This window comes from Pectobacterium atrosepticum (genome assembly GCA_019056595.1).
Lineage (GTDB): Bacteria > Pseudomonadota > Gammaproteobacteria > Enterobacterales > Enterobacteriaceae > Pectobacterium > Pectobacterium atrosepticum.
Genome location: CP036163.1, coordinates 4,445,074 through 4,468,932, shown reverse-complemented (window position 1 = coordinate 4,468,932; position 23,859 = coordinate 4,445,074). Strand labels below are relative to the sequence as shown.

Sequence of the window (23,859 nt, the reverse complement as noted above, 5' to 3'; positions counted from 1 at the left end):
TTCATCATTTACACTTCTGAGCTATCCAGCCCATTGTTTTTAATGACATCAGCATACCAGTATGCGCTTTTTTTACGGATGCGCCGCAAATCTTTCAGATCGAATTCTTCACGGTTGACGTAAATAAAACCATAGCGTTTCGAGCATCCCTGATGGGTGGAAATGAGATCCAGTGCCGACCATGGCGTATAGCCGAAGACATCCACACCATCGGTAATCGCAAGCTGAATTTGCTCAATGTGGCGTTGCAGGTAGTCGATGCGGTAATCGTCCTGAACCTCACCGTTTTCATCCAGCGTATCAAACGCGCCCAGCCCATTTTCCGTAATAATCAGCGGTAAATGATAGCGATCGTGTAACTCACGCAAGGTATTGCGGAAGCCGATGGGATCGATTTCCCAGCCAAAGGCGTTTTTCTGCAACCACGGATTGCTCGCGCCACGGTGTACGCCCTCTTCACCCGATTTCAGGTGCTGGTCACCTCCGCGTGCAATTTCATCCGACCCGTCGCCTTTGCTGGCTTCAACCGTTTGCGAGGTGTAGTAGTTAAACGCGATGAAATCAGGCTTGGCCGATGCCAGAATATCCATATCGCCGGGCAGAATCTCCGGCGTATAACCCTTTTCTTCCATATAGCGCCAGGCCGCCGTGTTGTAACGTCCGTATACCGCCATATCCAGATAGAGCCAGTTACGGATCGCGTTATAGTTGAACGCTGCCATCACATCTTCAGGCTTCGCTGATGCCGGATAAATCAACGCAATGTTGGGTGCCGGCCCAATTTTCGCGCCGGGCACTTTTTCATGTAGCGCATTCATTGCTTTTGCCTGAGCCACCAGCATGTTGTGGTTCTGCTGATAGAGATTCTGCTTAGGATTTTCCGGCGTCGGATCCAACGTGCCTAATGCAGAACCGTGCAAAATCATCATGTTTTGTTCATTGATGGTCAGCCAGTACTTCACCTTGTCGCCATATTCATCAAACAGCACGTTGGCAAAGCGTTCAAACGCGTCCACCGTTTCTCGGTTGTACCAACCGCCTTTTTCCTGTAGCGCCTGCGGCAGATCGAAATGGTACATCGTGACGATCGGCTCAATGCCGTAATGCAGCAACTCATCGATAAGATTGTGATAAAACGCAATGCCTGCCGGGTTTACCTCACCGCTGCCATCGGGGATGATACGGCTCCAGGCGATGGAAAAACGGTAGGTTTTGAAGCCAATATCGGCAAACAGTGCGACATCGTCCTTGTAGCGATGATAATGGTCACTGGCGACTTTAAAATCCGTTGTACCCTCAGGATAGGATGTTCTGGCATCAATCACCGATGGCCCCTTGCCGTCTTCATTCCATGCCCCTTCAACCTGATAAGCCGATGTCGCCGCGCCCCATAAAAACCCCTCAGGGAAACGTTTAAGATGACGGTATTTCACAGTTTTTCTCCTTTCCTTAACGAGATAATGTCAGCAGACATCACTGATGTTATGGGTGGCACGCGATCGGGTTGAATTCAGGCAAAAAAAAACCTGATACGGACATGTCTAAATCACATGCGTCGTATCAGGTTCCGCTCAGGCCTAAGCCCGATCACGTCCTTCTTATCGGGTTATATCTGCTAACCGTCGTAGACTCAAACCAAGGTCGGGCAATCTGTGATGAATATCACCGATAATCCCGTCACCTGACGATGTTCTGTCCCCTACGCCAGCCATTCCAGGAATGCAGACTACCGTTCACCACCATCATGGTCTCGTGCACCGTTAAGTCTGACAAGCCGCTTCAACAGCCTGAGTAGCTTCATTCCATCGGGCGAACCCAACCCCGTGCAGGCATCCCATCCTTCTGAAGCCACAAACGCCCCATTATTCCCCCGCACGATATCCTTGCAGCTATTACGATTGCGGTACAGCAAGGGGGGAATAAACAGCGATGCCGACTCGGTCAGTGCCAGCATTCGCGCCAGCAATCCCGCCCACAGCGGCGCGACGGCGCTGGTTCCGCCAACCACGCCTTCCCGTCCGTTGACTTCAATCAGATAGCCCGTTTCGGGATCGGCATTACCACTGACATCCGGTACGCCACGGTGTTGCAGAGGGTGATGGCCACCGTATTTGTCTGCCAGAGACAGCCCTAACTGCCAACCGGGAAGCGCAAAATATTGGCTGACGCCGCCCCCCGTCGCGCTGCCGTCTCGGCTATGCCAGGTGGTTTCTTCCATTGTTTTTTGCAGCCGAGTGCCACCACAGGCTAAAACGTAGGGGCTGGAAGCAGGAAAGTTCACGTGCAGCCCGTGCAGCTCGCCATCTTTCGCCCCCTGATCGCCAGAGGCCACGCACACAGTGATACCTAATGCTGCGGCGGTTTGAAAAGCCTGGTTGTAAACCCGCAACGATTGCGCTGTCCATTTCGACTCACTACTACCCCAGCTAATTGAAATTACCGACGGCGCGTTTTTCTCATCATGAATCGCGGCATTGATCGCTTCTAAAAACCCTGCATCGGTATTCGGGGCAAAATACACCACAATTTTGGCCGCCGGAGCCAACGTGCCCGCAATTTCGATATCCATCTGTACTTCGATATCAATCGGGTTCACCTCTTTATCGCTATCCAACGATGCTGGGGCATTCTTGGCTCCGCCCACGCAAACATCGACAATCTGCGGTGGATTAACGCCCATTCGTTTAAAATAGTGCTCCAACTGCGGTAAGCGATACCCGCCCCCCAGTTCAATTATGCCAATGCACTGCCCTGCGCCATCATGTTCAGGGAAGTGATAATGCTCAGCCAGCTCTAGCGGCGTATAGCCCGACGGACGCATCTCTGCATTAGAGAACGGACGATTCATACGTAGGCAACAATCCGTCGCCAGACGCTCATCAAGTCCTAGCACAGCGACAACCACGCCCTGTAGATATTCGGGCAAATAAATCCCTCCCGATCTCCCACGAAAAGCTCCATTTTTGTGATCATAGCGAGCTAAGCTCACGCGAAACGCTTGCTCTATCTGCCCTGCAGTACCCGTCATGAAGACAGTACGACTGGCAGGATGTTCACGTTCGATAGATAGCCGATAATGTCGCGCAAACGCGCGAACGTGCTCCATATCAGCATCATCCGCGCTGAACTTTCTGGCATAACTGGCACGCGACAGCGGCTTATTAGCGTTGATGCCACCAAATTGCGGATCGATGCTATCGTGCAGTTCGGTGTAATACTCATCATCTGGCGTAGTAAAACGCAGTACCAGCATGACCCTGACGCTTTCATTAACATTACAGCGCTCGCGGTACGCTGCGTCAGCGATATTTCCGCGCTCACTCCCTTTCAATAATTGGTAAGTCATCGTCTTCTCTCCCACTCAGCTATTTGCCGTCTGGTTCAATGTGACTTAATGCCGCATAAATCTGGCGTTTGTCGTTCTGTGACAGATGCTCAACATTAATAGAAGAAAGAAACGTAGCCTCTTGCTGAGGCGCAAAATGCCCGCCATTCGCGAGATAACGTTTAATACTAATCAGAAGTTGGTCGTCAATCGTGAGTAGCGTGGGCCTGATGGTGTCGTTCAACGAAAGGGGCGTCCAGTCGCCCTCAGGTGTCGCAAGCCAGTCCGCCATGTAGCGATACTGAATGGCTTTGCTGGCATTCATTAATGAAGTAAAAAACATCTGTGTACTCTGAGGGGATAACCCAACGGCAGCAGATTGTTCCCGCGCCTTACTCAAAATACGGTCCTCTTGCTTTAAATCCTCAACGGGCAGGTGTTGGCGGGCTTTATACCCCGCTACATCTTTCATGAGCACCATCCTCTCTTGGATCAGTTGGTAGATACCAAGAGAATTATCCTGCACGGCCGCATGCAGAGGGAGACACCAGGCAGAACTCATCATTAACGAGATAACAGCGGAAATAGGCAAATTCATTGGGTTGCACTCTCCTGTCAGCACTGCCATTAACATCTATGGCTATGTTTTTATTTTGCCATTGCGGCAGGAGATAATAGATTTCGCTATATGAATCTTCCATGACGAAACTATTTCAATCATTACCTATAGGACACACTTCCTCTTAACAGTTTTCCGGCCTGTCGCGATTCCTGCTATTAACGTTTTAAATTACAAGCAACTGCGAAATCAGATCTCAGAGTCGCAACTCTCGACATCGGATAATTAAGATACAAACAATGACCAAATGAAATAGTTCAAATTGGTTATCAAGTGACGATATTGACCTGCAAAGCAAACGCGCACAAAAAAGCCCGTCGCGGCACTCGGCCATGACGGGCTTTATTAACCCTAAACTAACTGGGTCGATTAGTGATCGGTGAGGCCATACAGCGAGCTACGGCGCTGCAACATTTGACCACCATCACGCGTTAGCGGTACCCAACCGACTGCCCCGCGTTTCACCGTCGGTTCAGTGAACAGTAGGTCAAACGGTATGGAGACGTAGAAGCCTTTGGTAAAGCTCCCTTCACCGTATTCAGCAGCGCTGACGTTAGTTTTGGTTGCAAAGGCACCCGCAACAATCCCGCTGTCAAAGCGGCGAGACAGGTCGAGCGTGACCCCTTTATCACCAGCCAGATAACGACCTACGCTCACTTTCGCCACCGCACCTTCCACAAACGGCAGTTCCCAATACGCGGTCAGATGGCCCGTCACTACATCGTAATCGGCCATTCTCATGATGTCGTTCCAGTCACGCTGTTTGACATAGTTAACATCCAGCCCCAGTGCCCAGCTTTTACCGAACGGACGATACAGCACTTCAGAGCCAACGCCAGCATACATCATTTCCAGATAACCGCCGTAGACCTGCGTATACCAGTCCTGCGCGGGATTATCCCTGCGGGTCAATTGCAGATTGGTCAATAACAGATCGGAAGATGTGGAATATTCACGCACCCAGGTTCTGACTCGCGGCAATGCCGCGCCATCGGCCGGCGGTGATTTATAGTTAAACTTGTCATAGTTATTCACCAGATTCAGCAGCGCGGTTCCCCCCACGCTCCAGTGATCGCTTAGACGGTAGTCCACATTGCCTTTAAGCGCGATTTGGTACATATAGAAGGATTCAGGACCACCGAAAGACTGCACCAGCGTCGGATCTAATGAATACGTCAGACGATCGGGCTCTGCGAGCAGCACTTGCTGACCACGCACGTCAGATACCGGCTCTTTGCGATGCGTAGCAGGTTCAGGTTGACCAAGCGGAATAGCAGCCTGTTGAACCTGATGGAAGGCTTTGGCATCGACTTCCGTACTGGCAATCGGTAAGCGCTGGCTGCGCTGCACAATATGGTATTCATCAATACTGCCCGGTACGTGGTTCGCCAATACCGTCGCCGCACGCTGTGTCGCCTGATCGCTATCACGATATTTTGTCTGATCGGCAACAATGGTGACCTGTTTTTGGTCCGCGTAGATATCAGCGTCCTTAAAGCCAGCCTTATCATTCAGCTCTTTCGAGACTAACTGCCAGTTTGTCCCTTTCCCATCCTGCACCGGCGCATAGACCGGTGGCGCATCATCTAAATAGTTTGGTTTCAAACTGTTAAAGCTGGTACGTAGGGTAAAGCCCCACATCAGGGTATTGCCCCGCTGCCACGACAGCGTGGTATCCAGTATATCGCCCACGCGGTAAACCGCTCCGATGTTGAAAGGAGAATCCTGCTTGATGGCACCGGCGAATTCACGGCTGTAGTCATTGCCGTCATATTCAAGCTTTAAGCGCAGTGGATCCCATGGCGTCTGATATTCAATTCCACCAAACAGTGCCGCCGGACCGTGTAAGAAATTCTTAACCTCAAACTGACCGATTTCTGTATTCTGAGTACGATTGCAGAAACTGGCTTTCAGCGAACAGGCTGGGTTTTTAATATTCCCACTCTCCGCCATATTGCCCCACCCCATACCCAGGGTGAAATCAAACGGCCCCATACGCTTACTGGCTACCAGATATTCACTATCGAACAGCCCGGTACCAGCAATATCGCGCAACCCCAGCGATACATCCGGCATCCAGTAGCTTTCCTGCCACAAGCGGGCCTTGAGATCGAAGGCTTTGTCCTTGTAGGTTTGATTACCGCTGAAAGACGCGTCGCCGCTATAAAGCCGGGTACGAATATCGGTATAACGCACCGTCGTTTCCAGCCAGTCAAAGAGCTGGAGGGATACGGAGTAACGTCGATACTCATCATTGTCGCGGTAGTTAAGGCTAAATTCGCCCGTTTCCGCCATACGTGCGGTTGGCATTTGCAATAAGCCCGTGCCACCGAAATCAGACTGCGACACACCCGCAGGCTGAAAACGCAGATTCGGGTTCGTCGCAGTACGGCTGTTTTCTGTTTCAGCCGCCATAGCCTGCGCACTCAGAATGCCGCCAATCGCCAACGACAGACAGCCTAGTTTAACGTTTCTGTTCTTGGTCATTCGAGTGGGATCCGGTTAGCAAGGTAGTCAGCAAGCTGCTCGTTAAGTGATGACATATCCTGTGGTAAAACAGAAGGATTGAAACCGATGAAGATCGTTTCGCCCGCAGCAGGTTCAATATGCTGACGATTCCACAGCGCTAGCGGTACCTTGCGCCACTGGCCATTTCCCCCAATCAGATAGCCGTAACTATTATCTGCTCCCGCTAAAAGCCGCCGTCCAGCGAGATAATTCTCGACCGACCATCCTGCACGTAGCACAACATTTCCCGACGTCTCCAACTCACCCACATCCGCAGAGGTATTCACCAAACCAATTAGCGCCAACTTATCATCATGAGGAGCCACATATAACGCATACTCCCCCACCAAAGGTCGGTTATTTTCACTATAAACACGCACGCGGTCAGGATCCAAATTAGTGCGGATACGACCCGCAACATTAATTGGGTTAATCGCCTTTCTCAGAAGCCAGGCGGAGATCGCCAGATCGCCATCACCTGAATTACGCCAGCGCGTTTCCAGTTCGGCCAGCTTTTGCAACAAGACATCGCCCTGTACACGAACTTTCTGTGTCGTCGCAAAATCAGAAATAAACGCCGTTTGCCAGTTGATATTCTGTGGCCAGGAAACCTGTTCGTAAAATTTTTCAAGCCGTGTACCGTCGTCCAGTTTAACGACGGCGATCGTCTCTTGAGGCGATTTCACAGTCAGTTGCGCAGACATCGCGACGCCGGAAATCAGCAACAACAAGGTAGCGATACGGTTAAGTGCCAACATAGTAGCCCCTTATTGTACGTAGGGTTTTAATACGGTGAATGTTACCAATGCCATACTCGGCCCCATATACTGTTGGCTTTGAACCACACTTCCGTTAGTCGGATCGAGCCAGTAGCTATTGGTGTAAGATTCATTTAAAGCGGGGACGGTAACCTGCTCATCAAAGCGCAACAGCTCACGCGAGGTATCCAGAATTTTTATCGTTTCTTTGCCACGGGCCTGAAAAACAGAGCGGGTATCGTAACCACCGCGGAAGACTTGAGCCCATTCAGCCCGGCTTTGCCATGTCATTGGCGTCGATGTCTTCAATAAACCTAATGTCAGGGGATCCTGTTGCAGGTTATCCACATAGGTAATGTCTTCGCCGAAGCCTTGCGTTTTCACTACACGACCATGTTGGGTCGATATCATATTTTTATCAGCCCCAATCCATTTCAATTGGTTCTGTTCGGCAAAAACGAGAATGACAAACGCCTGTGGCGCCTCTCCCACTTTTAGATAGGCCGACGCATAGGGTGTATCGGAAACCCGTTTGGCCGTCACATGGGTATCATCCTGACCAAAAAACGCCAGTTTGAACGTTTTCCCCACCTGCTCCACATTTTGGGAACAGCCAGTCAACACAATCGATAAAAGAGGTATGGCAATCAGCGAACGTACCTTTGCCATTCGTTTTATTTTTGTCATGAAATGCAGTTCTCGTTGAACAGCGCAGCCTAGAAAAAGAAAGGCCACCGAAGTGGCCTTAGAATTGAAACGGAATTAACGAGCAGTACCAGTAGTTACCGTCGTGGTGCTCGTAGCATCGTTGTTGTCATTGCTGGAAACAGCAACAGCAACACCAACAGCGACAGCGGCAGCAACACCGACAGCAATCAGAGCGGTAGTACCAGCAGCAGCACCAGCACCAGCACCAGCACTACCCGCGGCAGCAGCACCAGCAGGACCAGCTGCATACACGCTTGACGACATAGCCAGGACAGCGGCTAGCGCGATTAACGTTTTCTTCATTACGATTTCCTTTTTAACATGAAGTACTTCAGGGTGGAGTACCGTCAAAAAGACCATACCCCGTCCTTCATTCCAGTCAGCACAACAGCAAATATCTCTATTTAGCGCGTTACTGACCGTTACCGGGATCCTCCCAGCAATGCGTTACAATCCAATGGCGATAAAACTCTCTATCACGCAAAGCATTTTTGAGAGGCGACCACCTCTGATAAGCAATACCAGAAAGCAAAACTACAACTCAATTTTTGCAACACTGTTAAAAATAGCAAGATCCCGATGTAATAAACAGTAATGATCTCGGTAAAAAAGCAGATTTCTTTAATGAAATTTACAGTATTCCAGAAAAAAAGTCATAGATATCTTAGCGATATCAATCCATTGATTCACCAATATAAAAAAACGCCAGATATTTCCTAATCTGGCGTTTTATTAACAAATCACTTTACCTAAGCATAAGCATAAGAAACGATTATTCCAACCATTCGGTATGGAATACACCTTCTTTATCTGTACGCTTATAGGTATGCGCGCCGAAATAGTCACGCTGAGCCTGAATCAGGTTAGCTGGCAGCACGGCTGAGCGGTAGCTGTCGTAATAGGCAATTGCCGCTGAGAATGTTGGCGTCGGGATACCCTGCTGAACGGCGTAAGAGACGACGTCGCGCAGTGCTTGCTGGTATTCATCCGCCACTTTTTTGAAGTAAGGTGCCAGCAGCAGGTTAGCAATATCCGCTTTCTGCTCATACGCATCGGTGATTTTTTGTAGGAACTGCGCACGAATGATGCAACCCGCGCGGAAAATCTTGGCGATTTCACCGTAGTTCAGATCCCAGCTGTTCTCGTCTGATGCCGCTTTCAGCTGTGAGAAGCCCTGAGCATAAGAAACGATTTTGCCTAAGTACAGCGCACGACGTACTTTCTCAACGAACTCGGCTTTATCACCGCCAAATGGCTGAGCCGTTGGGCCAGTCAGTACTTTAGATGCAGCGACACGCTGATCTTTCAGTGAAGAAAGGTAGCGGGCAAAAACGGATTCCGTGATCAGAGACAAAGGTTCGCCCAGATCCAGAGAGCTTTGGCTGGTCCATTTACCGGTACCTTTGTTAGCCGCTTCATCCAGAATCACGTCAACCAGATATTTACCTTCTTCATCTTTTTTCTTGAAGATATCGGCCGTGATTTCAATCAGGTAGCTGCTTAACTCGCCTTTGTTCCACTCAGAGAACGTGGTAGCAAGCTCGTCGTTGTCCAGATTCAGTGCCTGCTTGAGCAATGCATAGGCTTCAGCAATAAGCTGCATATCGCCGTATTCAATACCGTTATGCACCATCTTGACATAGTGCCCAGCGCCATCAGAGCCAATATAGGTCACACAGGCTTCGCCATCAGCACGCGCGGCGATCTGTTCCAGAATCGGTGCCACCAAATCATAAGCTTCTTTCTGGCCACCAGGCATAATAGAAGGCCCTTTCAGTGCACCCTCTTCTCCGCCGGATACGCCTGTACCGATGAAGTTAAACCCTTCAGCGGACAGTTCGCGGTTACGGCGAATGGTATCTTTATAGAAGGTGTTACCGCCATCGATCAGAATATCGCCCTTCTCCAGGTAAGGTTTCAGCGATTCAATCGTTTTATCGGTTGCTTCACCGGCCTTCACCATCAGCAGAATACGGCGGGGTTTTTCCAGGGATTCGACAAACTCTTCAACGGTGTAAGAAGGCACCAGTTTTTTACCCGGATTTTCCGCGATAACTTCATCGGTTTTATCGGAAGAGCGGTTAAAGATGGAAACGCTATAGCCACGGCTCTCAATGTTCAGCGCCAGATTGCGCCCCATCACCGCCATACCAACAACGCCAATTTGCTGTTTGGACATTAAAGCAACTCCTGTCTGAAGGATAACCTGCCTACAACGGCGACAACGCCTCGCGTTGCGACCTCGCAAGCAATTTAAAAACAGGTCGACATGGTAACTCAGCTTTGCGTGAGTGGGTAGTGATTGGTTTGATAGCGAAAGCACCCGCAATCCGAACGTATGGCGGGGAAAATAAAAAACCGCAGAACGATTCAACGATCTGCGGTTTTACAGCATGTTACCACTCAATATTACTTTTTCAGCAGCGCCTTAATACTTTCTTTAAATTCGGCACCAAACTCAGGATTGCGTAACCCGTAAGACACAAATGCCTGCGCGTAACCCAATTTACGGCCACAGTTAAAGTTCTTGCCCGACATCTGTACAGCATCAACCTGCTGGGTCGCAATCATATCAGCAATCACATCCGTTAACTGAATACGTCCCCATGCACCTGGTTCGGCTTTATCGAGCAATGACCAGGCATCGGCCGTTAAGACATAGCGTCCTACCGCAGAAAGGTCAGACCCAGTTTCGGACGGTGCTTCAGGTTTCTCAATCATTGACGTAATCGCTGAGGCATCGCCTGGGTTCACCAGCTGTGCTTCACAATCGACAACAGAGTACTCTGGCAACACCTCATAAGGACGATGCTTCACCAGCACTTGACTGCGCCCAGTTTCTTCAAAACGGGAAATCAGCAGCGCCAGGTTTTCCTGCGTCTGATCGGCTGTACTTTCATCCAACACCACATCAGGCAACACCACTACAAACGGATTATCCCCAATGATTGGACGAGCACAGGAGACCGCATGCCCTAATCCCAGCGTTTCACCCTGACGGACGTTCATGATCGTCACGCCTTTCGGACAGATGGACTGTACTTCGGCCAGCAGCTGGCGCTTGGCGCGTTCTTCCAACAGAGACTCAAGTTCAAACGAGGTATCGAAGTGGTTTTCGATAGCATTTTTCGACGCATGCGTCACCAGAACAATTTCTTTAATCCCCGCCCTCACACACTCGTTGACGATTTTCTCAATCACCGGGCGGTCAACCAACGGCAACATTTCCTTAGGAATTGCCTTGGTCACGGGTAACAAATTCATCCCTAAACCTGCTACAGGGATAATAGCTTTCAATGATGTCATGGATTGACTCTCTTCAATCTGATGGTTTTTATCTAACTGTGTTGATCTGGCCGATCGTTTTCACCCTGCGGGGGGTCATGCCACACGCCACGCATGACACTAAGATTACACCCAATCAGCCACAAAGCGATCTCAAGCATCGACTTTTTCTGATACATCAGACAATTCTGGTGGAGCAGAGTGATATAATGGCTCGACTATTCAAAGGTATTTTTAATGAAATAAAGACAAAGGGTGGACTAGTTGATGAAAGGGATCGTGCTCGCGGGGGGAAGTGGTACTCGGTTATACCCAATTACTCGCGGAATTTCCAAGCAGTTACTGCCGATCTATGATAAGCCGATGGTTTATTATCCTATTTCGGTTCTTATGCTCGCTGGTATCCGTGAAATATTGGTTATCACTACGCCTGAGGATATGCCAGCATTTCAGCGTCTTCTGGGAGACGGTAGCCGTTTTGGCATCGAACTTAGCTACGCGATTCAACCTAGCCCTGATGGACTTGCCCAGGCCTTTATCATCGGTGAAGAATTTATCAATGGGGAACGCTGTGCGCTGGTACTCGGTGATAATATTTATTTCGGACAAAGCTTTGGTAAAAAACTTGAAGCCGTGGCGGCAAAAGAAGAAGGTGCAACGATCTTCGGCTATCAAGTCACCGATCCAGAGCGTTTTGGCGTCGTCGAGTTTGATCAAGATTTCAGAGCGCTGTCGATAGAAGAAAAACCGGTAAAACCGAAATCAAGCTGGGCCGTTACTGGGCTCTATTTCTATGACAGAGATGTCGTAGAGATGGCGAAACAGGTAAAACCGTCGCACCGCGGTGAGTTAGAAATTACCACGCTGAACCAAATGTATCTTGAACAAAACAGACTGGATGTCGAACTGCTGGGAAGAGGTTTCGCCTGGCTGGATACCGGCACACACGACAGCCTGATTGAAGCCTCCCAATTTATTCACACCATCGAAAAGCGTCAGGGACTGAAGGTTGCCTGCCTGGAAGAGATTGCATTTCGTAAAGGGTGGCTATCTATACAGCAAGTTGCCGATGAAGCAAAAGTGATGCTCAAAACGTCTTACGGACAATATTTAACCCAACTCATCGCAGAAAAATAACATGCAAATCATTGATACTGCTGTTCACGGCGCAAAAATCATTCAGCCGAAAGTATTCGGTGATGCGCGAGGTTTTTTTCTGGAAACGTTTGAAAAGAGACGTTATCAGGAGATGCTGGATATCGATGTAGACTTTGTCCAGGATAATCATTCCCGCTCAAGTAAAGGTGTATTACGAGGTCTGCATTTCCAGAAAACAAACCCGCAGGGGAAACTTGTCCGCGTTGTACGTGGCGAGGTTTTTGACGTTGCAGTAGATATTCGTCAAGATTCTCCTACCTACGGGAAATGGTATGGAGCACTCCTCTCTGAAGAGAACAAAACGCAATTTTGGCTCCCTCCGGGGCTAGCACATGGTTTTGTTGTCCTCTCAGATATCGCAGATTTTGAGTACAAGTGTACGGATTATTATGACCCTAGCGATGAGGGTTGCCTATTATGGAACGATCCTGATCTTGGTATCGAATGGCCAATATCAACCCCGCAGTTATCCGAGAAAGACAAAGTAGGCAAGTTATTCAAGGATCTAGCAAAATGAAAATATTACTGACGGGTGCAAATGGGCAATTGGGTCGCTGTTTTCAGGATCGTCTTCCCACCCACTGGCAAATATGGTCAACGGATGCTAACGAACTTGATATCACTGATTTAACGCAGATTGAAGCGGCTATAGCACGTTATCAACCAGACGCGATTGTTAATGCGGCAGCCTATACAGCCGTTGATAAAGCAGAGTCAGAATCAGTATTAGCAGAAAAGATAAATGTTACAGGTCCCCATAATTTGGCTACCGTAGCACATGAAAAGGGGATCCGATTAGTCCACGTTTCAACGGATTATGTCTTTGATGGAAATGCCACGACGCCTTATCTTGAATCCAGTACCACCAATCCCTTAAGCGTATACGGTAAAACAAAGTTAGCTGGCGAGCAGGCCGTGACGAAAGCAGCCCCCGACGCCATTATCGTTCGTACAGCTTGGGTGTTCAGTGAATACGGTAATAATTTCGTTAAGACGATGCTGAGGCTGGCAAAAGAACGTGACGCATTAAGTATCGTTGCCGATCAAAAGGGATGCCCAACTTATGCAGGGGATTTAGCGCAGGCGATTATTTCTCTTATTGAGAAAAATGCGGAATGCGGAATTTATCACTATTGCGGTGATAAAGAAGTTAGCTGGTATGAATTTGCAAAAACCATTTTTGAAATGGCAAAACAGCAAGACATTATCGATAAACAGCCACAGTTAACTGCAATAACAACTGAGCAGTACCCTACCCCGGCACATCGACCTCAATACTCGTCATTATCGTGTGAAAAAATCGCGAGATTGACAATAAAACCATCAGACTGGACTGACGCATTGTCACAAGTCTTGGCACGTTGAATGAAAGACCTGCTTTAATATAAGAAATAAAGCAGGTCTTAATTTATTAAAATTTATACGATTAAAAATAACCTATCACTGCCGTAGCAGATGCAGAATCGCATCCGTTTTCTCAACCATCAAAGCGTTATTAGCTTTAGATTCTACATTTAGGCGAACAACCGGTTCAGTATTAGAAGAACGAAGGTTGAAACGCCAGTCTTCAAATTCCAAACTAATACCGTCGGTTTCATCAATAGACAGCGCTTCCGGCAAGTACGCAGCTTTAACACGTTCTATCGCTTTAGCGGGTTCGCTTAATATAGAGTTGATCTCTCCAGAAGCTGGATAGGCCAGCATCCTTTCACTCACCAAATCTCGCAGGCTTTTATCTTTTACACAAAGCAATTCAGCGACCAATAGCCAGGGAATCATTCCTGAATCACAGTACGCGAATGAGCGAAAATAATGATGAGCGCTCATTTCTCCGCCGTAAACGGCATCTTCTTGCCGCATCCGTTCCTTGATAAAGGCATGCCCTGTTTTTGACATAACCGGTTCGCCTTGGCAGGAATTAACGATATCAATGGTATTCCAGCTCAGTCGAGGATCATGAATGATTTTGGCACCGGGCTCTTTTTGGAGAAAAGCCTCGGCCAATAAACCAACAATGTAGTATCCCTCAATAAACTCACCGAGATGATTGAACAAGAAACACCGATCAAAATCACCATCAAAGGCAATCCCTATATCAGCAGAATGGGCGATAACCGCATCAGAGGTATCTTTTCGACATTCTGGTAAGAGCGGATTAGGGATACCATTAGGAAAAGAGCCATCGGGCTGATGGTGTACTTTGATAAAGGTTACGGGAAGATTTAATTGGTTGAAACGTGCTTCCAGCGCATCAATAACGTGTCCTGCCGCACCATTACCGCTGTTGATGACTAGCTTTAACGGTTTAAAATTCGCAGGCTCTATATAAGTCATCAAATGCTCAACATAATCATCAAGCACAGAAGTTTTTGTGTATTCACCTTTCTCTTCGGCAAGAACCGGGATAAAAACATTGTTCTCTGCCAATACCTGAATATCGCGCAACCCAGAATCACCACTAATTGGCTTAGCACCTTTGCAAACCAATTTCATTCCGTTGTAATCAATTGGGTTATGGCTTGCGGTGACTTCAATGCCTCCGTCAATCCCCAGATGATGTGTCGCGAAATAGATCTCTTCTGTACCTGCTAATCCAATATCTAATACGTTTGTCCCTGCGTCCCGTAGACCATTGGACAACGCTAATTTCAAACTCTCGCTGGTTAGCCTGACATCGCCTCCAACAACAACATTTTTGGCTCTTGTAAACTGACCATAAGCCCGACCAATCCGGTAAGCAATATCTTCATTAAGTTCGTCGCCCAGACGACCCCGAATATCATAGGCTTTAAAACAGGTGAGCGTAGACATCAATAATACCTTTTATATTCTGCCGTATCGATCTTGCAGTCTGACGATGTCATCGTCAGCCAAATAGTGTCCTGAACGTACCTCAATCATTACAAGATCAATAACGCCAGGATTTTCTAAAGTATGAACAGCCCCAGGCGGAATAAACGTAGATTGATTTTCTGAAAGGAAAAACTCTTTTTCATCAATATTAACTTTGGCCGTGCCCACTAACACAACCCAATGCTCTGCCCGATGGAAATGTTGTTGCAGAGAGAGGCCGTGCCCAGGGTGAACGATTATTTTTTTTACCTGGTAATGATCGCCAGAATCAATATTGCTAATTTTACCCCAAGGACGAAATGACTCAGGGTGTTCACGGTAGTGATGGAGATTACTTTCTTTCAGCCGATCGACCACTTTTTTTACATCTTGCGATCTATCTTTAGCGGCGACCAAAAGCGCATCTCCGGTATTAACAATGACAACATCATTAATGCCGATTGTTGCAACCAATGCTGAGTCAGAAGAGATGTAGTTATTATGGCTATCGAGCGCGATTACCTCACCAATATTAACGTTACCCGACTCGTCCTTTTCTAAAATGTCCCATAGCGATGACCATGAACCGACATCACTCCATCCAGCGGCCAATGGAATAACTACCGCATCACTGGTTTTCTCCATGACGGCATAGTCGACAGAATCATCCGGGCAATCTGTAAAAGCGGCTTCATCAAGACGAGTAAAATCTAGATCTTCGCGCGAGTTAGCACAAGCCTGCTCACAAGCGGCAAAAATGTCAGGCCGATGTTCTTTCAGCGCATTCAAGTAGACACTCGCCTTGAACATGAACATACCGCTGTTCCAATAATAATCGCCTGATGAAACATAAGCTTCTGCGGTACTCGCATCAGGTTTTTCAACAAAGCAATCGACGGTAAATGCCGCATCGTTAACACTGATGCCTCGACGAATATAGCCATACCCCGTATGTGCTTCCGTCGGGACAATGCCAAAAGTAATTAATTTCCCTAAAGCAGTAAGCGGCTGCGCCTGATTTACGGCTTGCGTAAAAGCATCCTCATTCTCAATGACATGGTCTGCAGCTAACACAAGCAAGATGGGGTCAACATCTGGGGCAAACCGCATTGCTTGCAACGCAGCCACAGCGATAGCCGGTGCAGTATTACGGCCACACGGCTCAAGAATAATTTTCCCTTCACAGCGCAATTCGCGAAGTTGCTCAGCGACAATAAAGCGATGCGCCTCATTACAAATAACGAGCGGAGCTTCTGACTCAAATCCTGCTAATCGACTAATCGTAGCTTGCAACATGGTGACATCGCTATGCAGTGCCAATAACTGTTTGGGATACAAGGCTCGGGATAGAGGCCAGAGGCGAGTACCTGAGCCACCTGCCATAATAACGGGAACAATCATGTTACATCCTTATATATCTCAAACAGAAGAATTCCAATAACTTTTGTACATAGACAATTTTTTGCACAACGTACGATTTAGGCGATGATAATTCTTGCCTAATTTATATCCCAAATATTTTGCACCTGAACTTACAATAGAAAAAGGGATGTAGTGGTAATAATTACTTTTTAACAGATAACAAATTTGGCCAAGGGCAAATTTTACCCCCTCCCCCTCGACCTTACCAAGACTTGCCAACATCCATTCTTGTGTTTTATGGAAGACTCCAATGTCAAAATAGCGCTTAAATTCTTCGCCAACACTATAATTATGGGAATGTCGAGCAAGGGCTTGCGGTATGTAACCAACAGACACTCCTGTCGATAGCATACGCGCAGCAACATAAGAGTCTTCACCCAAGATAAGTTTCGCGGGAAATCCACCAATCTGCCGCAGCGTATTGACTCGATAGCCAGAAAAGGAGTTGGACATAAACGCTTTACGGAAGCCCTGAGGAAAATCATCTTTCATGGATGTCACGTATCCGACTTCGCCATAGCTATGTAACCGAGCATGTGTGGCCAGCGGATTCGCATCATGATGAGGGAGTTGACGCCCATAGACGGCTCCCACTTCTTCATTATTAAATGCGCTGAGAAGATAGAAAAACGCTTCATCATTCTGCAATATCGCATCTTGGGTCATATAAATAACAAACTCAGTGTTAACTTTCTCTAATGCCATGGAACGTGTGCCGCCATGATCAAAAGTAGATTTATCTATATGGTAGACTTCAAAGCCTGCTTCAATGGCATACGCCACGGTATTATCTGTAGAACTTGAATCAATAATAATAACGCATTCAGGTTGTATGGTTTGAGATTTAATTGAACGAATAACCTCTGGCCACATCATTCCTGCATTATAAACCGGTATAACAAGAGAAAATTGCATAATCACTTCCAAATAATTTAATCAAAAATTAAATTAATCAGGTTATTTATTTTAAGGTTGCCTATAAATTCAAATAATCATTATATAGTAGTAAAAGTGCTTACCACTTATATAAGACTCAGCGAGACTTCTCATTGATGTTTTTTAATGCAAGCATAAGCATATCCTTGCATCGATCGTAGCTGTATAAGTTGACTCGTTGCAACCCAGTATCAATAACGTTTTCACGAGACACTTTCAGCGTGTCAACGGCATGTTCCCAACTTTCTCTGACATTAGGATCGACATATACTGCGGCTTCCCCCAGTATTTCTTTAAACACTGGGATATCTGAAACAATAACAGGTAAAGACAGGCTCATTGCTTCAATAGGTGGTATCCCGAAGCCTTCACTCAATGAAGGATAGACAAGTGCAAAAGAGGTTTTGTATAACGAACTTAGTTCCTGTTCGCTGATATGATGTTTAAATGTTACATTATTCTCAAGTCCCAACGTGGCAACCAGTGATTTCAATTCATCAAAGTAATCTGTTTGGCCACAAACAATAACGGCGCTGTAATTGTCTTTATGGTATGTAAGGAAATTTTTCAAAAAAGAATGCGCGTTTTTATGCTTCCAGCTTGCCCCAACCATTAAGAAGGTATTTTTTATTGTCGCTTGTTCGCTATTGTCCGTACCATCAGGACGCAAAGAGGGATCGACAGAGTTATAAACAACCTGTATATCAGATCGTGCAACGCCCATATGCTCTTCTATTTCATTTTTCACTGTCTCTGAAACAGTAAACACCCCTCTGAGCTCCTTGACCTTACGTGGCAAGTAATGAGAGAAATAGATTTCTTGCAGTTTCGAGTCTGGATAAAATGCCGGGCGCAAATCATGAATGGTAATAAATTGATTTTTAAAAAAAGGTATCGAGTGGTGTGTTGTGCTTAGCAATGCTACATCTTTTTTCTTTTTACTCAGAACAAGCTTACAGCCCAGAAAATAGCTGTATGAAAGCCATATTAACGGCCTGAATTTTGACACCTTCATAGTATTGGATACTATTTCTGGCGTGATAATGATATCAACCTTGGGATCTTTATATCTATTGGAGAAGTACTCAACGTGGTCTTTAGAACATATGATTGAGTCGAGAAAGCCAGATTCGTGCAACATGTCAGCAATGTTTTTGGAATAATTCCACATCCCTGTACCATGTTTTCCTACCCTTGATAAATTCAATGCTATCTTTTCAACTTTCATGACTATCTGACCTATTTTGTTTTTAAACGTACATTTAAAAAGAAATACAAAATCAACGCGAGAACACAATGCTCAAAGAATAACCAGCCAAAACCAATTGGGAGAAGGTTCGCTCCACATAAAAATGCGAAAGGAATAAAGTAGTAAATATTTTTATTACCCTTAAGGATGTGAACGGTTACTTTAAGCAATATACCTTTAATAAAATAAGTAACAGAAATAATGACGATGGAAAAGAATCCAAAATCCGCATAAAAGTCGCCGAGTCCAAAGGACGGGACTCCCTGATTGTTATAAAAACTTTCAGAGTAAAAGCGACGAGCCAACTCAAAGTAACCAAAATCAACTGGCTTGTCAGGATATATAGCCCTGGGAATCCTTGAGAAAAATTCACTCTCCATTAGTAATCGACCAAATTGAGGTTCATAACCACTATCGATAAGCAAAGCGAAGTTTCTGGTATAGTCAGAATATCCCGCCATTACTAATATGGCTGATTTAAAATCGATACCGAACGTGAAAACAAAGATAAACGCGATAAGAAAAGAAACCACAGCAGAGAAGATAAAAAACTTTTTGATAGAAATAATCTTATTCAAAACATAGCGCTGATAAATAATATAATTTATGGCGACCGTAAGCAATGGTGATTTATTACCATGAAAATAGATAAGAATCAGATTAATTAAAATAATCGCGATCGATAAAAAACGATATTTAGATGTCGTATAAAAACTTAAGAATATAGCCAATTGACTAAACAATATGGAAAGGAAGAAACTCATCCCATATCCTGTTCTTGTTCTCTCATAGATTATCCGAGGAGTAAGAAGATACTCTTTAAACTCTCGCATAATAGGAAGGAATGAATAGAACGCAACAACAGTTAACAGAATGGAGAAGATCAGATATTTATCATAATTTATTGGCGCGACATCATGATTAGATACATCTTTCAGTTTTAATGGGAAAAAGTAACCAATAAAAAGAAATAAAAAAGAAGCCGTATAACATAAATAAATAAATAGGTAACTTAAGTTACTGTAAGAACTCCCAATATAATACTCATAAAAAAACTCAAAAATAAAGTATTGCGGTACAATCATAAAAACCAAAGGAGTGAATATATTTACGATACTCTTGCTTCTTTTATAGACAAAGTAATATAGAATCGACCAAATAAAAAGAGATGACAATATAAATACAATCTTCATAAAAAAGTCTCGTCTAATACTTCAATGCCTTTAGGATAGAATAAATCATCGCGATTTATTTTCATTTTAGTCATTTCATTGTTAGATAAGGCATAGTTAATTTTTTCGGCGAGATTTCTTGACTCAATATCATCACTACCGCCTACATCATATAGCAATTCATCCGAAATATAGTCGCTCATACCGTCTCTATTTGCACCAATGCAAGGAATATCAAGGGATAACGCTTCCAGCATCGTCAAAGGAACACCTTCAAAACGCGACGGCATAACTACATAATCAATTTTTTCATCTATTTTATACCATTTGTCGACCCAACCAGTAAATGATACCTTATTGGAAAGATGATTATTGTCTATCATATCTTTCAACGTACTCATATCTGGTCCATCACCGACGATAATGAGATGTACTCGATTAACGATTTCATCATCAATATATTTTAATGCATTGATTAATATATCGTGTCCTTTTTGCTTTATCTCCACCCTGCCAATAATGGCTAGATTAATCGTTTCAGACGAGCGGCCATCGACTGGAATGACATTAGAAAGAGGAGAAACGAAGTTATTAACAATATTGACTTTCGCTGAAGCATTTCTTTTCTTTAACAGAGCCTCGTTAGGATTGGATATCGTTATGTAATTCATACACATTTTATAGGTCAATGCAGAAACCACATCACGTAACTCGCCAAGCTTAAAACCCATATGTTTAAACGTATGACACATTGGGATATAGCTTATCAACAGATTTCGGCATCCAAGAACATAAGAAATCCAAATGAACTCAGCACCAAGCTCAATGCTCCCCTGAACAAGGACAGCCCTGCGTCTTAAAGCAAAGAGCTTCTTGATAAAAAGGAGTTTTCTAACAAAAGATGCAGGTTGAAAAAAAGAAAGAAGCGGGTTCTTGTCTGATGACCAAGAGTGAGAAAATATTTTTATTCTCTCATAGCCAAATTTTTCATTCAGTGCACTCAGAGAATTCAATACCTTATCGTTTCTTTTATTTACGTGGCACTCAATGCCAAAAGAGTTATGACTCGCGATATAATTCAAAATATTTATAGTCATAACTTCATGTCCACCGTACAGGTGGTTCGGGAAAATAAAGGATGAAGTATAGTTATTTTCTTTCATATGGTCTTATAAAAATCAACTATTGATATTTTTAAAAAACAATTCCCTGTCTTTTATTTTCTTGCAGGGCACTCCAGCATTTATCGTAAATGCATCTACATCTTTCGTCACTACGGAACCAGCGGCAACGACTGCACCATCACCAATAGTAACGCCAGGCAAAATAACGGCCCCTGCGCCAATCCATACGTCATTCCCAATTGTGATCTCATTCTTTTTATCATCCCAGCTTTCATCAATCATCAGTTTTTCAGTATTGACGACATGATTGGACGCGACCACACTCACAAATTGGGCGATCATACAGTTTTCGCCAATTCTAATTATCCCGCCTGATGCTCTTATATTTGAGTACTCATTAATTGTGGTTCCTTTTCCAATAACCAACTGAGAGGAAACACCCTCTCTTGCTTTCTCATTAGTACAGATAACAACAACGCCATGAGAAATTCTTACCCCTTCATTCAGCGTTATACTTCCTCTGTCATCGCTTCTAATGATAGCGGACTTATCAATATAAATACCATTCGCCCTGAATTGAGCTCTTCGAAGATAAGATTTTAGCGTTTTTAATGTATCCGACATTAAGAGGGCTAAAAAATAAAGAACAGTTTTAACCGGGTAGCTATTTTTTAATTTCATAATAACCTTGACTTGATATCCCTCAAGTATATTTTTATTTTCGTCAAGAAATTCCCACCGTACTCCCCCGAAAATCGAATAGACTCTTTCCTTTGCAGATTTTTTATCTTTGAAACATGACTTGAATCGGTATTGTCGTGTCTTCTGTAAAAGAAACCATTAGTGCCGGTATTGATGAAAGGCCGATTGGCTAACAGATCACAGTAGAACTTCAAGTCTGACAGCCATTTATACTCAGGGCTGAATCGAGTGGCGCCAATACAGCTGACTCGAAGTAATCCGTTAGAAGGACCGCCAATATAGTTGGCAGAATGCGAGGCACATTTTTTAATAACTGCATTTCCGTCTGTATTACTGCCTAAAAAATCGTGATCTTTTATTTTCGTCAATTTGTCATCGGTAACGATCATATTACACGTAGCAAATGCCCCTCTCGGCTCAGACTCAAGTAACTCAAACTGTTCCTGAATGATATTTGGCAGTAATACATCATCTGACGATAACACTTTAAGATAATCATATTCATTGTCGATAGCATACTCAAGACAGCGGTTATGATTCATCGTAGGACCAACATTACTCGCGCTTTTCTTTAGTAAAACTTTAGGGTTGTTCAGAAAAGTATTTTCTATTATTTCGACAGAATCATCTGTTGAAGCATTATCAAAAACGACAACGTCGACTCCTGAATAAGATTGCTTCAATACCGACTCAATCGTATCAACAATATAGGCCGCATTATTGTAATTTGGTATGCCCACTAATATCTTTTTCATCTTCGTTCTTATCCAATGATTTTATATATTTTATGCATTTTATTGGCAGCAACCAAACCGCAATTGCCAGATATGAAACCAATAGCCCGATCGTAATCCCATACAGCCCAATATTCTCAGCCAGCACCCATTGGAGTGAGGCACTAATTGCCGCCTGAATAGGCGTAAGAATCAGGAAGAGGCGCACTAAATTAACACTTTGCAAAATGGTTGAAAATAATGCAGTCCATATCAGAACGAGCTGGTAAGTGCCATTTAATAGAATAAAGGAGTTGGGTATGGTTATTACCTTCCCGCTTCCTGATGTAAATATACTTACCACGATATCTTTGGTGAGAATAAATATGAAAGTAAAAATCACTACACCTAGCAAACTAAAAAAAACATACTTCTTAAGTATGCTTAAAATCTTTTCTGCATCTTTCTTTACTGAGAGTTCAGTAAAAGTTGGCCACGTTGCTGCAAGTACAGATGAATATAGAAAGTATCCAAAACCGAATATTCGCGTTGTTAGCGTATAGATGACAATATCTTCAGCAGAAAGGAATCGAGACATAATAACGTAATCTACCTGCAGCGTTAACGCCACCATGATAGATAACACCCAAAACTTACTACCTCTTACGACTAAAGATAATTCAAACCTAGGAAGAGAGATGCAGGGTGCGGTCTTTTTCAACAAAGCGAATAAAGCAATTAACGCGGTTGGAGAATAAAATAACATTATTCCGCCAAGAGATTTATTCTCCATGCGGTCAATAAATAAATAAAGGAGAAAAAATCCGATTATTGCTCCAATTGCCGGAAGAATATTTGATATGTATCCTTTATTTTCAGCATACCAAATTTTGTAACATACATTGCCAATCCCTGTCGTGGCAAAAATTAGCCCTGTAATAAAAATCATGTCAGCTTTGACATCAATACTGACATTACTAAACGGGAGCAAAAAAGATGCTATGTTAGTTGAAAATAGATATAAAATCGCGACTAAAACCGCGTACCATGGAATAATAAAGTACATTGCCTTAGATATTAGATCTTGATATCGCTCTTTGTTCGCTAGCCGTTCGGAAATATAATTTTGCAGAGCAATTGCAATCCCGAAGTCCATTAATATAAACCAACCACCAATACTAACCAGAAGCGAATATGCAGCAAATTCATCCAAGCTAGAGTGTTTAAGTAATATTCTTATACTTATTAGCTGCGCGGCAATTATTATTATACGAGAAAGCCATGAAAATAGGGTTGTTATGAGAATTGACTTCGCATTTATCATCTTGCTCTTCTTCTATTTCACCCA

General features: G+C 44.7%; 20 protein-coding genes and 1 pseudogene. 4 read left to right on the top strand and 17 right to left on the bottom strand.

Going from position 1 to position 23,859, the window contains the following annotated elements:
* Positions 1 to 8: 8 nt before the first annotated feature.
* The 6 genes from DCX48_20945 to DCX48_20920 form a co-directional block, all read right to left on the bottom strand.
* On the bottom strand, positions 9 to 1,433 hold the full coding sequence (locus DCX48_20945; GenBank protein QXE16764.1) for a glycoside hydrolase family 1 protein: 1,425 nt from the start codon (positions 1,431 to 1,433) through the stop codon (positions 9 to 11).
* A 293-nt stretch (positions 1,434 to 1,726) separates the two neighbouring features.
* Positions 1,727 to 3,346: a peptidase S53 gene (locus DCX48_20940; GenBank protein QXE16763.1), complete on the bottom strand. Its 1,620-nt coding sequence runs from the start codon at positions 3,344 to 3,346 to the stop codon at positions 1,727 to 1,729.
* A 19-nt stretch (positions 3,347 to 3,365) separates the two neighbouring features.
* Positions 3,366 to 3,923 (bottom strand): chorismate mutase, encoded by a 558-nt coding sequence (locus DCX48_20935; protein QXE16762.1) that lies wholly within the window; start codon positions 3,921 to 3,923, stop codon positions 3,366 to 3,368.
* A 390-nt stretch (positions 3,924 to 4,313) separates the two neighbouring features.
* Complete coding sequence (locus DCX48_20930) at positions 4,314 to 6,431, bottom strand: YjbH domain-containing protein (GenBank protein QXE16761.1); 2,118 nt, start codon at positions 6,429 to 6,431, stop codon at positions 4,314 to 4,316.
* Positions 6,428 to 7,210: a hypothetical protein gene (locus DCX48_20925; protein QXE16760.1), complete on the bottom strand. Its 783-nt coding sequence runs from the start codon at positions 7,208 to 7,210 to the stop codon at positions 6,428 to 6,430. The genes DCX48_20930 and DCX48_20925 overlap by 4 nt, the downstream gene beginning before the upstream one ends.
* A 9-nt stretch (positions 7,211 to 7,219) precedes the next feature.
* Positions 7,220 to 7,879 carry a YjbF family lipoprotein gene (locus tag DCX48_20920; GenBank protein QXE16759.1) on the bottom strand — a complete coding sequence of 220 codons (660 nt, stop codon included), beginning with the start codon at positions 7,877 to 7,879 and terminating at the stop codon, positions 7,220 to 7,222.
* A gap of 220 nt (positions 7,880 to 8,099) precedes the next feature.
* Between DCX48_20920 and DCX48_20915 the strand changes: the two are divergent.
* A pseudogene (locus tag DCX48_20915) lies at positions 8,100 to 8,165 on the top strand (signal peptide protein).
* A gap of 525 nt (positions 8,166 to 8,690) precedes the next feature.
* Here DCX48_20915 and gndA read toward each other — a convergent pair.
* A complete protein-coding gene (gene gndA / locus DCX48_20910) occupies positions 8,691 to 10,097 on the bottom strand; it encodes an NADP-dependent phosphogluconate dehydrogenase (protein QXE16758.1) in 1,407 nt (468 codons plus the stop codon).
* Between the two features lie 230 nt (positions 10,098 to 10,327).
* Positions 10,328 to 11,224 (bottom strand): GalU regulator GalF, encoded by an 897-nt coding sequence (locus DCX48_20905; GenBank protein QXE16757.1) that lies wholly within the window; start codon positions 11,222 to 11,224, stop codon positions 10,328 to 10,330.
* A 246-nt stretch (positions 11,225 to 11,470) separates the two neighbouring features.
* On the opposite strand from DCX48_20905, the gene rfbA reads away from it, so the two are divergent.
* Genes rfbA through rfbD form a run of 3 tightly spaced genes read left to right on the top strand, consistent with a single transcriptional unit; the run spans position 11,471 to position 13,726 of the window.
* Positions 11,471 to 12,340 (top strand): glucose-1-phosphate thymidylyltransferase, encoded by an 870-nt coding sequence (rfbA, locus tag DCX48_20900; protein ID QXE16756.1) that lies wholly within the window; start codon positions 11,471 to 11,473, stop codon positions 12,338 to 12,340.
* Between the two features lies 1 nt (position 12,341).
* A complete protein-coding gene (gene rfbC / locus DCX48_20895; protein QXE16755.1) occupies positions 12,342 to 12,878 on the top strand; it encodes a dTDP-4-dehydrorhamnose 3,5-epimerase in 537 nt (178 codons plus the stop codon).
* Positions 12,875 to 13,726, top strand: coding sequence for a dTDP-4-dehydrorhamnose reductase (rfbD, locus tag DCX48_20890; protein QXE16754.1), 852 nt, complete (start codon positions 12,875 to 12,877; stop codon positions 13,724 to 13,726). The genes rfbC and rfbD overlap by 4 nt, the downstream gene beginning before the upstream one ends.
* 75 nt (positions 13,727 to 13,801) lie before the next feature.
* On the opposite strand, the gene DCX48_20885 is transcribed toward rfbD, so the two are convergent.
* The 9 genes from DCX48_20885 to DCX48_20845 form a co-directional block, all read right to left on the bottom strand.
* Positions 13,802 to 15,172: a phosphomannomutase gene (locus DCX48_20885; GenBank protein QXE16753.1), complete on the bottom strand. Its 1,371-nt coding sequence runs from the start codon at positions 15,170 to 15,172 to the stop codon at positions 13,802 to 13,804.
* 12 nt (positions 15,173 to 15,184) lie between these two features.
* Positions 15,185 to 16,594, bottom strand: coding sequence for a mannose-1-phosphate guanylyltransferase/mannose-6-phosphate isomerase (locus DCX48_20880; GenBank protein QXE16752.1), 1,410 nt, complete (start codon positions 16,592 to 16,594; stop codon positions 15,185 to 15,187).
* An 18-nt stretch (positions 16,595 to 16,612) separates the two neighbouring features.
* Positions 16,613 to 17,530 (bottom strand): glycosyltransferase, encoded by a 918-nt coding sequence (locus tag DCX48_20875; protein ID QXE16751.1) that lies wholly within the window; start codon positions 17,528 to 17,530, stop codon positions 16,613 to 16,615.
* 118 nt (positions 17,531 to 17,648) lie between these two features.
* Entirely contained in the window at positions 17,649 to 18,779 is a 1,131-nt protein-coding gene (locus tag DCX48_20870) for a glycosyltransferase family 1 protein (protein QXE16750.1), read from the bottom strand.
* A gap of 11 nt (positions 18,780 to 18,790) precedes the next feature.
* Positions 18,791 to 19,564, bottom strand: coding sequence for a hypothetical protein (locus tag DCX48_20865; protein ID QXE16749.1), 774 nt, complete (start codon positions 19,562 to 19,564; stop codon positions 18,791 to 18,793).
* Between the two features lie 425 nt (positions 19,565 to 19,989).
* Positions 19,990 to 21,135: a glycosyltransferase gene (locus DCX48_20860; protein ID QXE16748.1), complete on the bottom strand. Its 1,146-nt coding sequence runs from the start codon at positions 21,133 to 21,135 to the stop codon at positions 19,990 to 19,992.
* A 15-nt stretch (positions 21,136 to 21,150) separates the two neighbouring features.
* A complete protein-coding gene (locus DCX48_20855) occupies positions 21,151 to 21,720 on the bottom strand; it encodes an acyltransferase (protein QXE17333.1) in 570 nt (189 codons plus the stop codon).
* A 53-nt stretch (positions 21,721 to 21,773) separates the two neighbouring features.
* Entirely contained in the window at positions 21,774 to 22,553 is a 780-nt protein-coding gene (locus tag DCX48_20850; GenBank protein ID QXE16747.1) for a glycosyltransferase family 2 protein, read from the bottom strand.
* Positions 22,516 to 23,835: an MATE family efflux transporter gene (locus tag DCX48_20845; GenBank protein QXE16746.1), complete on the bottom strand. Its 1,320-nt coding sequence runs from the start codon at positions 23,833 to 23,835 to the stop codon at positions 22,516 to 22,518. Before DCX48_20845 ends, DCX48_20850 begins: the two co-directional genes overlap by 38 nt.
* Positions 23,836 to 23,859 lie beyond the last annotated feature (24 nt).